General features: G+C 60.2%; 14 protein-coding genes. 5 read left to right on the top strand and 9 right to left on the bottom strand.

Annotated elements, in window-relative coordinates; genetic code table 11:
- Positions 1-15 precede the first annotated feature (15 nt).
- The 5 genes from I7X09_RS23110 to I7X09_RS23090 all read right to left on the bottom strand — a co-directional run bounded on the left by I7X09_RS23110 (position 16) and on the right by I7X09_RS23090 (position 6,735).
- A complete protein-coding gene (locus tag I7X09_RS23110) occupies positions 16-864 on the bottom strand; it encodes a sterol desaturase family protein (protein WP_200313870.1) in 849 nt (282 codons plus the stop codon).
- A 291-nt stretch (positions 865-1,155) separates the two neighbouring features.
- On the bottom strand, positions 1,156-2,535 hold the full coding sequence (locus I7X09_RS23105) for a glutamate decarboxylase (protein WP_200313868.1): 1,380 nt from the start codon (positions 2,533-2,535) through the stop codon (positions 1,156-1,158).
- 90 nt (positions 2,536-2,625) lie between these two features.
- Positions 2,626-4,611 carry a YhgE/Pip domain-containing protein gene (locus I7X09_RS23100; protein ID WP_200313866.1) on the bottom strand — a complete coding sequence of 662 codons (1,986 nt, stop codon included), beginning with the start codon at positions 4,609-4,611 and terminating at the stop codon, positions 2,626-2,628.
- Between the two features lie 3 nt (positions 4,612-4,614).
- On the bottom strand, positions 4,615-5,250 hold the full coding sequence (locus I7X09_RS23095; RefSeq protein WP_024488313.1) for a hypothetical protein: 636 nt from the start codon (positions 5,248-5,250) through the stop codon (positions 4,615-4,617).
- A gap of 204 nt (positions 5,251-5,454) precedes the next feature.
- A complete protein-coding gene (locus tag I7X09_RS23090; RefSeq protein WP_200313864.1) occupies positions 5,455-6,735 on the bottom strand; it encodes a metal-dependent hydrolase family protein in 1,281 nt (426 codons plus the stop codon).
- Between the two features lie 170 nt (positions 6,736-6,905).
- Between I7X09_RS23090 and I7X09_RS23085 the strand changes: the two genes are divergently transcribed.
- The 5 genes from I7X09_RS23085 (at position 6,906) to I7X09_RS23065 (ending at position 13,033) form a co-directional block, all read left to right on the top strand.
- The gene (locus I7X09_RS23085; RefSeq protein WP_200313862.1) at positions 6,906-7,547 is read left to right on the top strand and encodes a hypothetical protein; all 642 of its coding nucleotides are present in this window, start codon (positions 6,906-6,908) and stop codon (positions 7,545-7,547) included.
- Between the two features lie 1,703 nt (positions 7,548-9,250).
- Complete coding sequence (locus tag I7X09_RS23080; RefSeq protein WP_200313860.1) at positions 9,251-11,017, top strand: oleate hydratase; 1,767 nt, start codon at positions 9,251-9,253, stop codon at positions 11,015-11,017.
- Between the two features lie 145 nt (positions 11,018-11,162).
- Positions 11,163-12,152, top strand: coding sequence for a linear amide C-N hydrolase (locus I7X09_RS23075; RefSeq protein WP_200313859.1), 990 nt, complete (start codon positions 11,163-11,165; stop codon positions 12,150-12,152).
- 234 nt (positions 12,153-12,386) lie between these two features.
- Positions 12,387-12,614, top strand: a complete 228-nt coding sequence (locus tag I7X09_RS23070; protein ID WP_200313857.1) for a hypothetical protein — start codon at positions 12,387-12,389, stop codon at positions 12,612-12,614.
- A 71-nt stretch (positions 12,615-12,685) separates the two neighbouring features.
- Positions 12,686-13,033, top strand: coding sequence for a hypothetical protein (locus I7X09_RS23065; RefSeq protein WP_200313855.1), 348 nt, complete (start codon positions 12,686-12,688; stop codon positions 13,031-13,033).
- Positions 13,034-13,263: 230 nt separating this feature from the next.
- Here the strand turns inward: I7X09_RS23065 and I7X09_RS23060 are convergent, their stop codons facing one another.
- The 4 genes from I7X09_RS23060 to I7X09_RS23045 form a co-directional block, all read right to left on the bottom strand.
- Positions 13,264-14,073: a PE-PPE domain-containing protein gene (locus tag I7X09_RS23060; protein WP_095970923.1), complete on the bottom strand. Its 810-nt coding sequence runs from the start codon at positions 14,071-14,073 to the stop codon at positions 13,264-13,266.
- A gap of 188 nt (positions 14,074-14,261) precedes the next feature.
- Positions 14,262-15,449 (bottom strand): serine hydrolase domain-containing protein, encoded by a 1,188-nt coding sequence (locus I7X09_RS23055; RefSeq protein ID WP_200313853.1) that lies wholly within the window; start codon positions 15,447-15,449, stop codon positions 14,262-14,264.
- A gap of 142 nt (positions 15,450-15,591) precedes the next feature.
- Entirely contained in the window at positions 15,592-15,879 is a 288-nt protein-coding gene (locus I7X09_RS23050) for a MerR family transcriptional regulator (RefSeq protein ID WP_200313851.1), read from the bottom strand.
- Between the two features lie 853 nt (positions 15,880-16,732).
- The gene (locus I7X09_RS23045; RefSeq protein ID WP_095970925.1) at positions 16,733-18,496 is read right to left on the bottom strand and encodes a cholesterol oxidase substrate-binding domain-containing protein; all 1,764 of its coding nucleotides are present in this window, start codon (positions 18,494-18,496) and stop codon (positions 16,733-16,735) included.
- Positions 18,497-18,541 lie beyond the last annotated feature (45 nt).

Below are 18,541 nucleotides of genomic sequence, written 5' to 3'. Positions count from 1 at the left end.
CTCGACCTTCGTCCGTCAGGTCTGTCTCCGGAACGGTTCCGCCAACTGGCCGAGGTAGTCGTCCGGGTAGTCGGGCTTGGCCGCCATTCCGAGATCGTCACTGCTGAAGCGCTTTTCCGGATCGAAAGAATAAGTGCGGAACAGGTGATCCCAGATCAGAGTGAACAAACCGAAGTTGACGTCACCGATTCCAGCCCACTTCAGGTGATGGAATCGGTGGCCGGCGTTGAGCGCGAGGATCGGACGGAGAGGGCCGATGCGGTAATCGGCGTTCGAATGCTGAAGCAGGAGTTGGACAGCGACGCAAACCGCGAGCGCCGAGGCAACTGGAACGGGCATCCCGAGGAGGATCAGTGGCAGGACGCCGCCGGCGGTTTCGAAAGTCTGATGCACGGGGTGCTTCATGAGTCCGTTCATACCGTAGAACCGTTCGAGGCTGTGATGAACCGCGTGGAAACGCCACAACCATCCAACTTTGTGGCTGATCAAATGCACTACGGTGATGCCGAAATCGGCAACCAACACTGCGAAGACAACCTGAACGACAAACGGAAGACCGCTCGGCCACAGACCGTCGAACGGAATCACCGCGGCCATCAACGGAATCACCGCGACGCTGACCAGGATGAGGGATTCGTTGACAAACGCATGGACAGCGTCGCGAAACCTGTCCGGTCCCGGGGCATTCCACGAAGATTCGTAGGGAAGCGCCCGTTCGGCCGCGAATGAGCAGACCACAGCGAAGAGAATCAACGCCACCAGTGACCATTTCGGCGCGCCGGATGCCGCCAGTGCGATTGCGATTCCGTTGATTCCCAAGAGCATGAACGGGACGTACCCGTACCTGACGATGAAGGTGAGCATGTGATCGATGGTGCTCGATGCGGTGGCTCTCGACTTGTACGAATCGGTCGACTTTCAGTCAGCCGAAACTGCCAGACGTACGTTTGACATGCACATCTGCCGCAGTGCGTTCTTCGCGGTGAGCGCACACGCACCGTGGTTCCGGTCGATCCGTACGAACGGCGTGCACTGACGGGGCTAGCAGGCGGAGTCGGTCTTCGCCTGTTGCAAAGTGTTCGTTGGTGCAGCTGGTCGTCCAGAATTAGAAGCTTGTTGAGGGGAAGCGGTTCTGAGGCTGCCCCTCAACAGCAGTTAGTGGGCGAAGGCAGTCCTTTGGGGTCGATCGGCGTTGCTCTTACGAAGTTGCTCGACGACTTCGTTGAGGGCGGTGGCGAGTTTGTACGCGAGATCTTGGCTGAAACCTTCTCGTAGCACGATCCGCAGGACGGCGACATCTTCGGCGTCGGCGGGCATGGTGTACGCGGGCACTTGGAATCCGCGTGCCCGGAGTTCGTGGGAGATGTCGAAGACAGTGAAGCCTGGGTCGTCGACGACTTCGAAGGACAAGACCGGTATAGCGGTGCCGTCGGTGATGATCGCCATGTGGTCGATCTTGGAGATTGCGGCGGAAAGCATAAGCGCGGTGTCGCGCAGCGATTCCATGATCTGGGTGTATCCGGCGACGCCGAGGCGGATGAAGTTGTAGTACTGCCCGACGACCTGGTTGCCAGATCGAGAGAAGTTGAGGGTGAAAGTCGGCATGTCGCCGCCGAGGTAGTTGACCCGGAACACCAAGTCTTCCGGTAGGTGTTCTTTCGAGCGCCAGACAACGAAACCGATGCCAGGGTATGTCATGCCGTACTTGTGGCCACTGACGTTGATCGAGACCACACGCGGAACCTTGAAGTCCCACATCAGCTCGGGGTGAAGGAACGGGACGACGAAACCTCCACTGGCAGCGTCGACGTGGAGGGGGACGTCGGGACCACCGTTTGAGGCGATCTCGTCGAGGGCTTCGGCGATCTCGGCGACGGGTTCGAGCTCGCCGGTGAATGTAGTGCCCAGGATGGCGACCACGCCGATGGTGTTCTCGTCGACGGCGTCACGGACCTGTTCGGGAGTGATGACGTAGCGGCCCCTTTCCATGGGGAGGTATTTTGGTTCGACGTCGAAGTAGCGGCAGAACTTTTCCCAGACGACCTGGACGTTGCTGCCGAGGATGAGATTGGGCTTCGTGGTGTCTTTACCTTCTTGTTCGCGGCGCTGGCGCCAGCGCCATTTGAGTGCGAGGCCGCCGAGCATCACAGCTTCGGAGGACCCTACCGTTGAGACCCCCGTTGCGGACGCAGGGTCGGAGGTCAGCCCTTCTGCGTGGAAGAGGTCGGCAACCATGTTGACGCAACGAGTTTCGATCTCCGCTGTCGCGGGATACTCGTCTTTGTCGATCATGTTCTTGTCGAATGTCTCGGCCATCAGCTTGTCTGCCTGAGGATCCATCCAGGTGGTGACGAAGGTTGCCAGGTTCAGTCGGGAACTGCCGTCGAGCATCAGTTCGTCGTGGATGAATCGGTACGCCGCTTCGGGATCCGACTCGGCCTTGGGCATTTTCAGAGCTGGAATCGGATCGGTGCCGAGCCGTCCTGTGTACGCCGGTGCGAGGGTTTCGGTGGGAGCTGCGAAGCCGTCTGACATTTTTTTCTCCTCCAGTATGCGAGCGTGCGGGGTACGACTTGGACGGTGATTCAAATGTGGTCGACTGTGAAGATGTTGCTGTGCAGTGCTTTACACCTCGATGGACGGGTACAGGCGTTCCATGGTGTAACGCCGGTTGCGGCGCACGGAGAGTGCGCTGATAGTCATCGAGACGAGCAGAATGCCGGTCAGGACGGCGATTGCTGTCCAGAGTCGAGAGTCGACGTGTTCGGCGGTGATGAGTTGCCGGAGGCCATTGACGGTGTATGTCATCGGGTCGAACGGATGAATGTATTGGAAGGGCGTCGCTGTCGTGGGCACTGGGTAGATGCCGCCGGCGGAGACCAGTTGCAGCATCAGGAAGGCCAATGTCACCACTCGGCCGACTGCGACGCCGAAGAGAGCATTGAACATCTGGATCATCGCCAAATACGTCGCCGAGACCAGCATCAGGAACAGGATAGTTCCGGGAACGTGTTTGACGTCCAGGCCGACCCCGATGTGGACCACGGCGTACATCGTGATCACTTGGAGGATGCCGATGAGCAGTGCCGGCCAGTAGGAAGCCAGAACTGTGCGATAGAGGCCGAGGTTACTGACAGTTGCGCGGGATTGTAGCGGGGTCAGCAGCATCCAGGTGATGATGCAGCCGACGAACAGGGCCAAGGAGAGGAAGAACGGCGCGAATCCGGTACCGAATGTGGGTGCCTCGTTGGTGTAGTCCTGCTTGAGTGCGACTGGGGTGGAGAGGGTGTCCGCGGTAGCGTTGCGTTGCGCGTCCGTCCAGCTGGGTACTTGCCCAGCGCCCTGTGCGAGTGCGTCTGCCAGTTCGCCTGAGCCTGATTGCAGCTCGACCATCCCCGAAGCTAACTGATCGGCTCCGCTCGCGAGCTGGGTGCTGCCGTCGGTCAACTGGATCAGTCCGGAGTTCAAAGTCGTGGCGCCGGAACTGAGCTGGTCGGCGCCGTCGCGTAGTTGCCGGACGTCGGAGGCGAGCCCGCCGTTTTGCAGCAGCGCGAGTCCGGATTGCAGGGGACTGGATGGATCCGTCAACTGGTATTCGAGCGCGCGCGCATCACCGCTGAGGCGCGCTATCTCCGCTTGTAGTGCGGCAGTGTCACTTTGGGGTTGTGCTGCCACGAGAGGTGTGAGAGCTGAAACGGCCTGTTGTGCGAGCGGATCGGTGCTGGGTCCGAGAAGGTCGAGCACCCGCTGGATTGCCGGGGAGACGGTAACCTGTGGCGGCTTGGGGAGGCGATCCCCGAGGGTGGTGAGGGATTGCCGCAGTTGCGCAGCTTGCGCACCGACGTCGGAGACGGCAGTGGAGTCGAGGGCGTTGAGCAGTGGGTCGGCGACGCCGTCGATGGCTGTGGCGAGTTGCCCGGCGCCGGCTGCGAGCTGCGCGGAACCATCGCGTGCGGTGACCATGTTGGTGGCGAGTTCGCCTGCACCGGAGCTCAGTTGATCGGCCCCACCTTTGGCGGTGTCGATCCCGGCCGCGAGGGTCTTCGCTCCGTCGGCAGCCTGGCCCAGGCCCGAACCGGCGGTCTGTAGGCCCGTCAGGACTTGGCCGACGCCTTGGGCGCCGATGGTCGAGTTGACCTGATTGATGACCTGTTCGGACGCGTCCTGCCCGATGATGGTGGCTAGATAATTATTGGCGTCGTTGAAGGTGAAGGTGAGATCGGCCTTCTCGGGGTTGTCACCGTTGGGTGACTCGACAGCGTCGCTGAAGTTCTCCGGCAAGGTGATGGTGAAGTAGTACTTGCCGCTCGAGAGTCCGGCTTGGGCTTCTTGATCCGAGACCTCCGCCAAATCAAGTTGCCCGGAGGCGATGAGCGACTTGACGACCTGATCGCCGGCATCGACTTGTTGGCCTGTCGATGTTCGCCCCGAGTCGTTATTGACAATCGCTGCGGGGATCTTGTTCACCTCGCCGAACGGGTTCCAGAAAGCCCACAAGTACATGGCGCCGTACAGCAACGGCAACAAGATGATGGTGACGATCGCGATTCGTGGCAGGGTGCCGCGGGAGTAGCGTTTGATATCACTGCCCAGAGATATACCTGCGAGCATCGCTCACCGTCCTTCGGTCATGACGCCGATGTCACCGGCGCCCAGCAGGCCGTGCATGTTCACCACGGCATGGACGCCGCTGTCCGGCGGAAGGTCGTTGACATCGGCGGTGATCACCGACTGGTGCTCTCCCAATGCGACCAGTCGGCGTAACAACATTGTCCGCTCGTCGTCGTCGGCGATCTTGTCGACTCGACCCACCACCAGTAGCGGTGGTCTTTTGGTGTTCGCGACGGCGATCCGCAGCAACAGTTGTTGGATCTCCGGGAGATCGTCGACGAAGGCATTGAGCGGGGGGAGGTCTACGCCGCCAAATGTGTACGCACACATATCTGCTACTTGATCTTCGCTCACCCGGGGCACGAACTTGTACCACGGTGAATTCCATCGCAACTGTTCGGTCACCATGTCCCGCACCGTCACCGATGGGCGAACTTCGTCGAGTTCGTTCAGACATGCGATCGCCGAGACAGCCAGAATTCTCGAGGGTTTCTCGTAGCCCAGCACAGTCAATGACCCGGACGACAATCGCATCCGTCCGCATAGTGCCATCAGCAGGGCTGTGCGCGCGGCACCCGATTGCGCGGCCAGGACGGTCACACCGCCAGCCTCGATGTCGATGTCGAGTGGACCGAACACATGCCCCCACGGCCCGTGGAGCTCGATACCGCGGGCGGACACCAACGACCCTTCGACTCGGTCCTCAGGTAATTCCCAACGCTCGAAACGTGTTTCAACCAACTTGGACTCCCGACTCGGTGGAGCACGAGGACACATCGACCCGCTCAGGTGTTCAGCTTGAATTGGCTGCACGTCAGACGGATCAACGCGATGAAGACGTTGTCACAGTATGTTTTTGACGACCTGACCATTTTTGACAATGACGGAGAGATGTTTGGCCGGATCGGCGAGCAGGCTCAGATCCTCGAGTGGATTGCCGTCGATGAGAAGAACATCTGCCCACGCATCCTTGGCGATCACTCCGAGTGGTGCTTGCCGGTACGGATCGCGTTCGCCGGCAAGACGGAAGAGTTCGGCATTTCCCGACGTGAGCATCCGAAGTGCTTCGGCATTGCTGTAGTGATCACCGAGTCGCGCCGCCATTTCACTCTGCCGCGGCGCAAGCTGCGGCTCGAGCAAAAGATCCGTACCCCACGCTGTTTTGACACCGTGCTTGCGTGCCCAGCTGTACACATCGTCAGTGCCGGTGCAGATTTCGCGATCCTTTTCTGCGCGGCCCGGATCCGGATAGTGGTGATCGCCCAGCGCGAAAGGCTGCATCGAAAGCCAGATGTCCTTCTCAGCCATCAGAGCGATCGTCGCCTCGTCAGCGAGATGACCGTGCTCGATGGATTTCACGCCAGCTTCGATGGCGCGGCGAATGCCGGTGACGTTGTAAACGTGGGTGGCGACGTAGGTGCCGTAGTCGGTGGCCGCGTGCACTGCTGCACGAAGCTCGGGATCGGTGAACTGGACCGTGTAGAGCGGGTCGTACATCGACGCAGCGCCGCCGCCGACCATCATCTTGATCTGAGATGCGCCCTTCTTCAGCTGTTCGCGAACGGCTGCCAGTACCCGGTCAGGGCCATCTGCGACGCGCATGAAACCAATTTCTTCGGCGCGAGACTGCTTGCCTCCCAACGCGGTCGGGAATTCGTAGACAAACCCGAAGTCGCCGTGTCCGCTGGTTTGGGAGATGGCAGCCTGAGAAGGGTAGATGCGCGGCCCCTCGAACAGGCCTCGATCGATCACGGACTTGATGCTGCTTGTGTCACCCGCCATGTCCCGGACCGTGGTGAACCCGCGGTGCAGCATGTTCTTTGCTTCAGCGAGGCCGTTGAGTGCGATGTGCGCTTCACTGCCGGTCACCATGTCGACGTATGAATTCGCGTTACCGACCAGGTGAACGTGGGCATCGCTCATGCCGGGCATGAGTACTCGATTACCACCGTCCACGACAGTGGTCTCGCGGCTCGGATCATCCCCGACAGGCGACTCCGACACCGCGGCGATCGTGGTGCCGTCGATCAGAACGTCCCCGGCAACAAGGGTCGAGGAGGTGCCGTCGAAAACACGGACATTGCGAAACAGCAAACGATTTCCAGCTGGAGGAGTGGCTGTCATAAATCGGACATTAGCACCCAAAGTGGAGTCATGCTTCGGTAAAGTAAAAAACAAGCAGATGGTTTTAATTTGTTTCTGCGTACCCGCGGCGGGCGGATCGAAATCAGTGCCTGATGACCAAGGTTCCGAATGGAGGACTTTCCATACCGAGTCCAAGTACACTGCAGCGCATGCTGATTCACCCGACCATTCGAATGCAGTCGTGGGGGTTCGTGATCGGATCCGCACTCTTCGCACTCGGGTCGGCACCCTTTCTGTCGGTCTTCTTCGGTGCCGCACTCGCCAACAGCTTCTTCTTCGCGGGCTCCTGGTTCTTTACCTGCGCGGCTTTCGTTCAGTTGGTGCTGGCCGGGCCAGCAACCACAACCGACTCGGGGCGTCCCGCGATCCGGGCCGTCTGGCTGTCTGCTGCCGTGCAGTTACTCGGGACGATCTTGTTCAACGTCAGCACCGGGGCTGCGCTGCACGCGCTTACGCTACGAGGCGAGATGCACTTGGTCTGGAATCCGAACGCGGAGGGCTCGATAGCCTTCCTCGTCTCGAGCGGACTGGCTGTCCTCATCATGCTGAGGGAAGGCGCTTACTGGGCACCGCAATCGAAGGAATGGCAAAGCGTGTGGCTGAATACCTTGGGATCCATCGCATTCGGAGTCTCCGCGATCGGATCGTTCGTCTTGCGAGACGGGAACACGTTGGACCCGAACATGGCCAATATCGGAACCTTTGTCGGCGCAATATTCTTCCTGCTGGCATCCGCAGTATTCCTCGGAAGGAGCAGCCGTCCGGCTACTTCTATGGCCGAAGCAGTCTGAACGCGCCACGTCGCGCCCGCAATATCGAGGAATTCGCTGAGGTGGGGGAGATCGCCGACCTGCGCTGCTACGCCCACCCGATCAAGTTCTCAAACTATTGCGGGATGGTTTCGTAAAAGTTCGGCAACGGTATGGGATGTGTTCACTCTGGGATCGATGTTTTGCTTCCATCCTTCTGTGAGCGCGCGTAGCCGTCGTGAACAGTTCGTTTTCGAGAGGGAAGCAGACCCGTATTTCAGGACAAGAGCCGAACCGTTCGATGATAGTTTCCCGGCGAGATTATCCTCTGATGAAAGGGTCAACGATCGGATACTAAATTGCTATTTTCACTTGCTTTATCGTATTTGACGAGGTGACAAGCGGTCATTCGCCGCTCTGGGGAGTCCGTGTTTCGAACATGCTGTCGATGCGTCAGGAATCTATTTCGGGCAAGCGTTCGCCGGGAGTCGATTTCACCGGTCGTACGCCGCTTCAACAGCGCGCGAACTGCACCTCATTGACACTACGATCCGAGACTCAGGAGCAGGGCAACGATGAGCGCGGTAGCCGCCGGCAACTACCAGTCGATCAGCTTTCCATCGCTGACCAGCGCACGGACCTCCGGAACTTCCGTATGGCTCAGGCGATGAGAACGTCGAGTCCATATCCGGTGACGAGGCAGATGCCGGTGTCTACTCTAGGCAGGTTCCGCACGCGCAGTAACGCATATGGACTGAATAGAAAGCCTCAGGTTCAAGCGAAATGCCAGAGAGACGGTGTGTGAAGGCGAATTGCTTACGCAATCTAAAGCCGACATTTCGGCGCCACTCGTGTTATGTTTCGATTAGCCACGTAATCCCAGTTGGTTCCGCTCCAGATTTCAGCCATTACCGGGATCGCGGGTAGGAAACCTCGGCACGCCGAGACACAAAATCTCAGACCCTCGCCGCCAGACGTGAACAGAACTGGATCGGTACGGGAGAGTCCGGTATCTCCTTCGAAAAAGCATTCGATCGATATCACTCGACATAGAATGGGGTACCTCCCATGAGTTCGGAAACCCGGCAGGCATCCGCCCGATCAGTACTCGCATCACGTAACACCCTCGCCTTGCTGTTGGTGGTGCTGGCGGTGACCTTTATCCTCCAGAACCGGGCCGCGACCACGATCCAACTGTTTTGGGTCTCAGTGCAGTCCCCACTCTGGCTCACCCTCGTCGTGATACTCGTCCTCGGATGGATCGCCGGCTTGCTGACCAACCGCCGTGCGAAAACTGCCGACTTAACCTCGAGGACGAAATAATGATCGCAACCCGGAAAACCAAAGTCCTCGGTACATGCGTTCGGGGATCACCGATCGCGTTCCAGACGGCCTTCAAGGGGTTCGACGTCACGGCGTACGGCATCAGCGAGACGCCATTCGCCGCATGTAGACGGGATTTCGAGTCATCAGAGACGTCCAAACGCGACGTCTCCGAGCGGCTGACAGCTCGGTCGCCGTCGTATCCGAAAGATTCTAGTTTACAGCAGATCTCGCTGTCGTTATCGCGACGTTCTCCTGTCGTCGAGGCGGCCGCTGTATTCCCTACAACATCTTGGCTCCCGGTGTCGCTGTAATGCAAATACTTTCGGCGTGACCGAAGGAAAACTACATCACCAAGAGAAAACTCGGCATCCATTCCGTGAAGGGTCCTGTCGCCAAACCTCTAAATTAGATGGGGAACAATGTATTACAGCAGTGGAAACTACGAAGCGTTCGCGCGGCCACGCAAGCCTGACGGGGTGGACGGCAAGACTGCATGGTTCGTCGGTTCGGGGCTTGCATCGCTTGCCGGTGCAGCATTCATGATCCGCGACGGCCAGATGGCAGGAAACAACATCACCGTCCTGGAGCGGTTGAAATTGCCCGGCGGTGCACTCGACGGAATCAAGGAACCGGAGAAGGGCTTCGTCATTCGCGGTGGCCGCGAGATGGAAGATCACTTCGAATGTCTCTGGGACCTGTTCCGCTCTGTCCCCTCGATCGAGGTCGAAGACGCCAGCGTGCTCGACGAATTCTACTGGCTCAACAAAGACGACCCGAACTATTCGCTGCAGCGCGTCACCGAACGTCAGGGTGAGGACGCGCACACAGACTTCAAGTTCAATCTGAACTCGAAGGCGCAGAAGGACATCATGAAGGTCTTTCTCACTCCGCGTAGCGAACTCGAGAACAAGCGCATCAACGAGGTGTTCGGCAAGGAATTCCTCGCAAGCAATTTCTGGCTGTACTGGCGCACGATGTTCGCGTTCGAGGAATGGCACAGTGCTCTCGAAATCAAGCTGTACCTGCATCGATTCATCCATCACATCAAAGGCCTGCCGGACCTGAGTACCCTCAAGTTCACCAAATACAACCAGTACGAGTCTCTCGTGCTGCCGCTGTACACGTGGCTGCTCGATCAGGGAGTGAATTTTCGGTTCGATACCGAAGTCACCGACATTGACTTCGATATCTCGGGTGAAGTCAAGCGGGCCAAACGCATTCACTGGAAATCCGAGGGTGTTTTGGGTGGGGTCGACCTCGATGGCGGCGACCTGGTGTTGACTACCATCGGCTCGCTCACCGAAAATTCGAGCAACGGAGACCATCACACGCCGGCGAAACTCGACGAGGGCCCCGCTCCAGCGTGGGATTTGTGGCGTCGTATAGCAACAAAAGACCCCGCATTCGGACGACCAGACGTCTTCGGTGGGCACGTCGCAGAAACCAAGTGGGAATCAGCGACAGTGACCACATTGGATGCCCGAATCCCAGAATACATCGAAAAGATATGCAAGCGTGACCCATTCAGTGGACGCGTAGTCACCGGCGGCATCGTGACAGCACGAGATTCGAAGTGGTTGATGAGCTGGACCGTAAACCGGCAACCGCACTTCAAACAACAACCCAAGGATCAGATCGTCGTCTGGGTCTACTCACTATTCGTCGACGTCCCCGGTGACTACGTCGACAAGCCGATGCAGGAATGCACCGGCGAGGAAATCACCCAAGAGTGGCTCTATCACATGGGCGTTCCAGTCGAGGACATCCCGGAACTTGCGGCCAATGCGGCGAAGACCGTTCCAGTGATGATGCCCTATGTCACTTCCTTTTTCATGCCCCGTCAGGCCGGTGACCGGCCTGCGGTTGTACCGGATGGTGCCGTCAACTTCGCCTTCCTCGGCCAGTTCGCGGAAACAACACGCGACTGCATCTTTACGACGGAGTACTCGGTCCGCACCGGGATGGAGGCCGCGTACAGCCTGCTCGGGATCGAACGCGGAGTCCCGGAAGTTTTCGGCTCCACCTACGACATCCGCAAACTTCTCCAAGCAACCTACTTCCTCAATGACAAGAAGGAGGAGAGCGTGCCGTTGCCGAAGCTACTTCGCCGCAGACTGGACAAGAAGCTCGACGAGAACGAGATCGGACAGCTGCTGCACGAATACCACATTCTCCCCCGAGAATGACGCTGGTTTCTGAATGTCTTTGTCAATGAGGGCTTCTGAGAGGAAATGCCCGTTCGGCTGTGGTCGAAGGGCGTCTCGGAGCTGAATCTCGGTCTGGACCTCGGGCAACTATGAAGTTCTCGAAGAACTACGGAAGGCAAAATCAATGTGTACCAGGGTGATGTGGCCTGATGCGGCCGGATCTGTTCTTGTCGGACGAAATATGGATTACCATCGGGACACCGGTACGAACCTGTGGTCGCTTCCGCGTGGGATCAAACGCGACGACGGCGTAGGCGGTTCTCTGAGTTGGACTGCCGAATACGGCAGTGTCGTGGCCGGCGCTTTCGACATGATGTCGGTCGACGGTATGAACGAAGCGGGATTAGCAGGTCATATTCTGTGGCTCGCAGAATCGGATTACGGTACCCACGACACGTCGAGACCGGCTCTGAGCATGGCGGTCTGGCTGCAGTACTTCCTGGACAACTTCTCCACCGTTGCCGATGCCGCCGCGTGGATCAGCGACGTCGACGTTCAGGTTGTCCCACTGGGCGATCCGGCGACCGGCGAAGTGCCTGCAGTTCATCTTGCATTGGACGATGCGACCGGTGATTCGGCGATCATCGAATACCTGGATGGCAAGGCCACCGTCTGGCACAGCCGCGAACACCTAGTGATGACCAATTCCCCGGCCTACGACAAGCAGATCGAACTTCTCAAAGAGGTCGACGGCTTCGGGGGCACTACCCCTCTGCCGGGCACCACACTCGCAGGCGACCGGTTCGCCCGCGCCGCATACTACGTAGGCCGACTGCCCCAACCTAAGAGTGAAGTCGAGGCTGTCGCGGGAATGTTCAGTGTGATCCGCAATGCGGCGCAACCTTTCCGCATCCCCGACCCGGACAAACCCTATGCATCGCAGACGATCTGGCAGACGGTGGCAGACTTGACCAACAAGCGGTACGTCTTCGACTCGACCACGCGACCTAATGTCGTCTGGGTGGATCTGGACAAGTTGAATTTCAATGAAGGTGCGCCTGCGGGCAAACTCGATCTGATGGGCGATGCATCCCTCGAAGGAGGGCTTGCCGGCAACGTCTCTCGCCGATTCGAGAAGACAGCCGCGATGAAATTCCTGACCCTGCCGACCTGATCGAAGCCAGCAGTTCGCAGGGAGGGGGGCCACCCAGTCAGGTGTCCGCCCTCGGCGTCGCTGCTCGTGACCGATATGCCACCGTCGAGACAACTCCGATCCTCCTAGGGGCGCATCATGGATACCGCGGACCCGTTGCCTTCCTCTCCCGTTACAAAAGCGCTTACGAGTGACGCCCACCCGAGGGCGAGTTGGCTACCGCTGGTACTAGTGTGTTTCACAGGGTTGGTATCTGTGTTCAACGTGACGGCGCTGCCGATGGCGATCAGCGGCATCGTCGACGGCCTGGACACCACCATCTCGAACGTGCAATTGGCGATCGTCGCTTACGGGGTATTCGTCGCAGCCTTCACGATCACGGGCGGCAAGATCAGCGGCGTGCTCGGTGCCAAGAATGCTCAGCTGCTCGGGCTGGGCATCTATGCGAAGTGTGCTTGGGTCTCGGCATCGGAGTCGGATTGAGTGCGGGCAGTGCGCTTCTCATGGAGACTAACCCTCCTGCTATCGCGGGTGAGATCGCCAGCGCTCGAGGAATGGCGAACTTTCTCGGCCTGTGCACCGGCACCGCCGTTGCCGGGGCGGTCCTGATGTCCGTGCTCGCGCAGTCTGCCTCGGTCCGTATCACCAACAGCCCAGATCTACTGTCCAGCGGCAGTATCGAGGTAACGGCCAGTTCGGTCAGTTTCGTCGCCAACTTTGACCTCCGCGCCAGTCTCACTGGGCTGGAACTGACCTCGGCGCAACTCGATCAGGCGGTGGAGATCAACGTCGAATCCAGGCTGATTGCGCTGCGGGCGAGCCTCTCTGTGCTCGGGTTAGCGGCGCTCCTCCCGATCGTGACGTTCCGCCACCTGCCGACTCGCCGCCAGGAAGCGGACTGATGCGACTTCAGCCGCCTGCGGCGCCATGCCGGTGGAGAGCGACTGCGCGTCACGATCTTGAATAGTTTTGTAGAGCAATAGACGTAACGCGGAGTAGTGCATCCCGACCTGCGGCAGGATGCACTCAACTTCTCGACGTCTGCATCGTCGGCGTGTAGAGGGCGTTCCAGCCGGGTGGTTCCTGCGGAGGTGGTGGAGATGAAGCGATGGTGCCCTAGCCAGCCGTCCGGCTACTTGGTCAGCACGGTGGTGAGTGCAGCGGTCAGATACGGAGTGATGTTCTCGACGACCCGCGTCACGATCGCAGTGGCAATGTCAGCGGGTTGCAGAGGTACCGACGGTGTCTCCGGCAATGCCGGGGCAGCAGGCGGAGCGGGCTCGGACATCATCGGCGTATAGGTGTTGTGCTTCGTGAAGTAGCCGAAGACCGAATCCACGAACACCTCGGGAGCATCACGCGGCTTGGGCATGTTGCAGATGCCGTCACCCTCGATGCAGACTTCCCGTACTGCGATGTCGCCGAATCCGCCGCGTGCTCCGGACATCGTCGCTCCCGGAACGACATTGGGCACTACGGTTTCGATGCCCCCGGCCGAGTTGCGAGGGTCGGCGTAGAGGACGCCTTCGACTTGCGACTGCGGAATGGATCCGTCGCGTGCGATGTCACCGAGCACGTCGCCGGCAATCCGCGCTCCCTGCGAGTATCCGGTGACAACGATCTCGCTGCCCGGGCACTGAGCGTGGAATGCGTTGACTTCGGTGCGAAGTGTCTGGGCGCCGGCGGCAACGCTCTGGTCGTACGTCTGATCGCCGAGCGGCCAGAAACTGGCGGGGTAGGTCACCGGCTTGGCGGCATAACCCTGGGCCACGTAGCGGTCGGTGACTGGTTGTGTCGTTTGTCCTGTCGGATCCCACGTTCCGCCGACCGCGAATACCGCACCGGCCGGGCACGACCCACCGTCATTCGGGTCCGCTCCGGCAGGCACCGACATCACAAGAGTCACCCCCGCTGTGACTGCAACCGTGCATGCCACTGACATCGCGTATTTCCTCATCGGGCAGGTCCCCATCTATCTACGTTCTCGTTCACTGGCGAGACAACCCGCGGTCCGACGCGTTTCGTTCGGTACTGAAGAGAATGGTGATGGGGCGATAAGTCCTGGAGGTAATCCGTGCGTAAACAGGAAGTTGCCGACCGGCGCTGTTTACTACCAGCGTGTGTGGGGCGTCACGGTGTCGGTACCTGCGGCGGGTGATCCGGCTCGAGGAGGGTTCCGATCTCCTTCCCCATCGACACGGCGTTGTTGAGGTCCGCGTTGGTTGTCGGCCCGAGTGTGGCGTAGACGACGATCGTCGTCTTCGAGTCGGGGTAGTACAGCGCAAGACCGTTGTAACCGCCGTACGACGGGTTCATCACCAGCCAGCCGTCGAGGTGCCCGGTCCCGAAGGAAAAGAACTTGTCCGCCGTCATACTTCCCAAGCCCGCAGTCGTCGGCGCCATCTGTTGCTCGAAAGCCTTGTCGGAGAGCAACTCTCCTGTTCCGAGTGCGCGAACCCACCTTCCGACGTCGGCGACAGGCGCGTTCATGTTTCCGCTGTGCAGGAAAGCAGTCGGATTCCAGAAGGTGGAGTCTTCGAACACTCCGCGTTCATTGGTGTAGCCGTGCAGGATCGGTTCGTCCATCTGCGGCGTGAGCACAACGCTGCTGTTATCCATCCCGAGTGGATCGAAGACGCGCTGCTGAAGTAGGTCACCCAGCGGTTTTCCAGTCGCTTTCTCCATGACGTCGCCGAGCAGCGTCAGGTCGCTGTGCGCGTACGCCCAACTGGTGCCGGGTTCGAACAGAGGTGGACGAGAGTTGGCAAGATTCAGGATCTCCTGAGAAGTCCAGCCCTTCATCGGATTGTCCGTGAAGAGTTTGAGGAACTGTGGATCGGTCACGTAGTCGGAGATGCCCGACGTGCTGTTGGCCAGCATTCGCGGAGTGATGGTCTCTGCGCGTGGAAAGTTCGGTTCCCACTTCGCGATCGGCTGATCGAGGGGGAGCGTTCCCTCTTCGTCGAGCTGCAGCAGGACTGTCGAGAGCATCGGTTCCATCGGCTGGCCGACGCGCAACTGCATGTCGGTTGTAGCCGGAACTCCGACAGGGGACTCTCCGACGGCGCCGAGAGCAACCTCGTCGTCGCCCCGCCATACACCGAACACCGCGGCACTGAGGCCCAGGTCGGCCACCTGACGGCGGACGATGTCCGCGATCTCGGTGGATTCCTGACTGCTCGCGGTGCTGGGAGTTGCGCTGTTCGTGTTTATTGCCGCGTCCTCGTCGGAACTGCACGCAGCGGTTGCAATGGCAACGGTCAAGGTGATCGACAGAGCAGCCAGTCGCACCCGGCGGCGGTGGTGGGAGGAATTCATGCCTGCGATCCCTTCGATGTGGAAATCGAGCAACCGACGCCGAGCAATGTCCCAATTGTCTGAATTTAGCAGTTCGAAGGGGGAGTGAACAGATTGACGGTCAGGGGCGACTGCTACTCCCAGTGCCTGATCACGTCAGTCCTCAGTCTGGCGTCGCGTCCGATTCCGCTCGTCGGTCCTGCGCTTGCTGAAGCTCGGCGTTGATGCGACGAGCCTCGGTGAGTTGGTCTTCGAGGATGATGATGCGGCAAGCCGCGTCGAGAGCCGTGCCATTGGCTACAAGTTCGTGCGCGCGGCCCGCGATGCGCAGCTGGTAGCGGGAGTAGCGGCGATGTCCGCCCTCGGAGCGTTGTGGGGTAAGCAGTTTCGCGGCATCGAGGCTACGAAGGAAAGCTTGTCTGACGCCGAGGATCTCGGCCGCATGTCCCATGCTGTACGCAGGATAGTTCTCGTCGTCGAATCTGCCGGAGGGGTCCCCCGGTGGTGTATCTGCCGGAATGGCTCGCTTCTTTCGCTGAACGGACGGGGCCCCGGCGCGAGGTGCGCCGGGGGCCGGATGGGGTTGAACTTACTTACATAACTGCATTCTTTCGAACTTCCGGACTCGCACAAGACATCCGGTAGCCGCTTTGAAGGGGGGTGCCGGGTCCGACTGCACACTCACACACGAATTCGGCCCCGGCACGTCCCTGCCCTGCGGTACTGCTTGCGGGTAGTTCATCTCTCCCGCATCTCTTGACTCGTTCCTTGCTACGAGAAAAAAGATACAACAGCCCCGCGAGAATGTCTACCCTGACCGCTGTAGATATTTTGTTGCGGACTTTCCAGGTATCGATGTTCAGGAACGACCCGCTCACCGGGGGTGAGAGCGCTCCGTGTGAGTCGTAGGAGATGGATCTGGGACAATGCTCCGATGCGAAATACCCCGAAGTCCGAGTCGTTGTTGCGTGCCCGCGCGGAGAGGGAAGAGCGCACCGGCTCCTCCGAGCAGCCCGGAGGAGGCGTGTCGAGCCACGGAGAGGACTCGTCGTCGTCCGAGCCGGGGGCACGCAGCGACAGCGCCACGATTCGGTCGGCTAGATCCGAGCTCTCAACTCATGCCAGGGCAGTGGAAAGTATGCACGAGGCGATCCATCCTGATCGCGATTGAGTCGGGCGCCTGGTCGGCATGCGGAGGGCTTTCTCATGTCCGTCGCTCCAACGCACGACGGCCGCCGCACTCCCGAATGCTGGGAGTGGCGACGACCGTCGAGTTGTCAGAGCGTGTAGGTGGTTCGTGAACCTCAGGGCAACAACTGGTCCAGGAACGTGTTGCTGAAGACCTTGTGCGGATCCAACGCGTTGAATGCGGCGTTGGCGGTGTCCCAGTTGTCGCTCGATGGGACGCCGTCGCGGTAGGTCTGGGGGAGGCCCTGGGTGATGATCGGGGTGTCGGTGTACGGCTTGTCGGGGCCGAACGCCCAGCCCTTGGACCACTCGGGGCGGAAGGTGGCGTCGTTGTTGTTGTAGTGATTGCGCATCCACTGTTCCATTTCGCGGTAGAACGCGAACATGCCGGGGGTTCCGGGGACGCCGAGGACGTTGAGCCAGATGGCGGTGTCCCACTCCGGATGGTCGGGGCGGGGGCGCATGGCCGAGATGGTGGGGGCGCCTGCCGAGTCGACCTCGACCTCGGACGGTTGATCGAGGCCGCAGCAGCGGATTTCGACGGGGCCGTTGAGGGGGAACTGTCCGATGGAGCGGTAGTACTCCATGCGGCCGTTGAACCACTGGGTGAAGTCGTGGATGACCTGGCCGATATTGGCGCGGGAGGTGATGACGGCGCCGCCGCCCTCGGTCAGGCGCAGGGTGGTGGCCCGGATGTAGAACTGTACGTCCTTGGACCATCCCCAGAGGTCGTTGGAGAAGGTGGCGGCGAGTCCGGCAACGGTGGTGGCGTACATGATCTGGCCGAATGCCGGTGCGATGCCCGGGTTTCCGGCGTTGATCTGGCCGATCATGTCGGTGACCGGCTCCGGGAGGTTGTCGGAGAAGATGTAGTTGTACGGTCCGGTCACCTCACGCGAGAACGGCGGCTTGGTGGGGGCAAGTGACCACACCTTCATCCACGGGCGTTCTGTGAAGGGGTACCAGATTGCTTCTGCGCGACCGTTTTCGCGGACGAACTTCTCGAAGGTTCGTCCGGACGCGCCGCGGGCGCCGAAGAGTTCCTGCCAACCGATGTCGGTGTGGCTGACGCAGCGCATGCGGTAGTTGGGGGCGGCTTGCAAGGTGACGGAGGTGAGGAAGGTGCGTCCGAGGTGAGTCAGCAGCGGCTTGATCGCCGCGTCGCTACGTGCATACGTCTTCAGTGCGTATTCACTACCGTTCCAGACCACCGCGGTCAGGGACGTGACGAGGTTGGAGAGTGAGCCGAAAGTCTGTCCGGGAACATGCGCTTCGCCTTCGGCGGGAAGAGCTGCGCCGTGAGCGTCGACGGCGAGGCAGCCGGCGATGGTCAACACACCAGGCGCCGGCAGGTTCGCGAACCCGAGGCCCTGTGCCTGCAGTGCGGTGGTGATGGCGTCGAGGGTCGCGCCGGGTCCTGCGGTGACGGTAGCCGGGCTGCCGCCGGCGTTGACGGAGACGCCGGTGAGGTGGACCGTGGTGTCGGCGAGGATGACCTTGTCGACCGGCGCGCCGTTGACGATGGTCAGCGGTGTCCAACCGTGCATGGCGCCGCGGGGGCGAATGGTGTAGCCGTTGGCGTGTCCCCAGTTCGCGAGGCGGACTACGTCTTCGGGCGTCTTGGGCGAACAGGTCCAGATCGCGTCGAGCATGATCTCTTTGGACCAGTTCTGATATGCCTGCTGGTACAGCGCGATGCCTTCGGGGAAGGCAGGCGGCGGCGTGAGGGTGGAGACGGGACCACCCGCGGAGCCGGAGGAGCCGGCGGGGACGGCATAGGCGGGCGTCCAGCCGGCGAAGGCGGTCGCTGCCACAGCGCCGGCTCCAGCCGCCATGAAACCTCGTCGGGACAGTCGGAACTTTTCGTCTTGTGCCGTCATCTTCGGGCTACTCCATCGGGTTCGAGAACTGCGGTGAGTTCTAAC

It is taken from the genome of Rhodococcus sp. P-2, assembly GCF_016598535.1.
In the GTDB taxonomy this organism is placed as follows: Bacteria; Actinomycetota; Actinomycetes; order Mycobacteriales; family Mycobacteriaceae; genus Rhodococcus_F; species Rhodococcus_F baikonurensis.
Note: the sequence above shows the minus strand (reverse complement) of the source record. Positions and strands in the feature narration are given on the sequence as shown.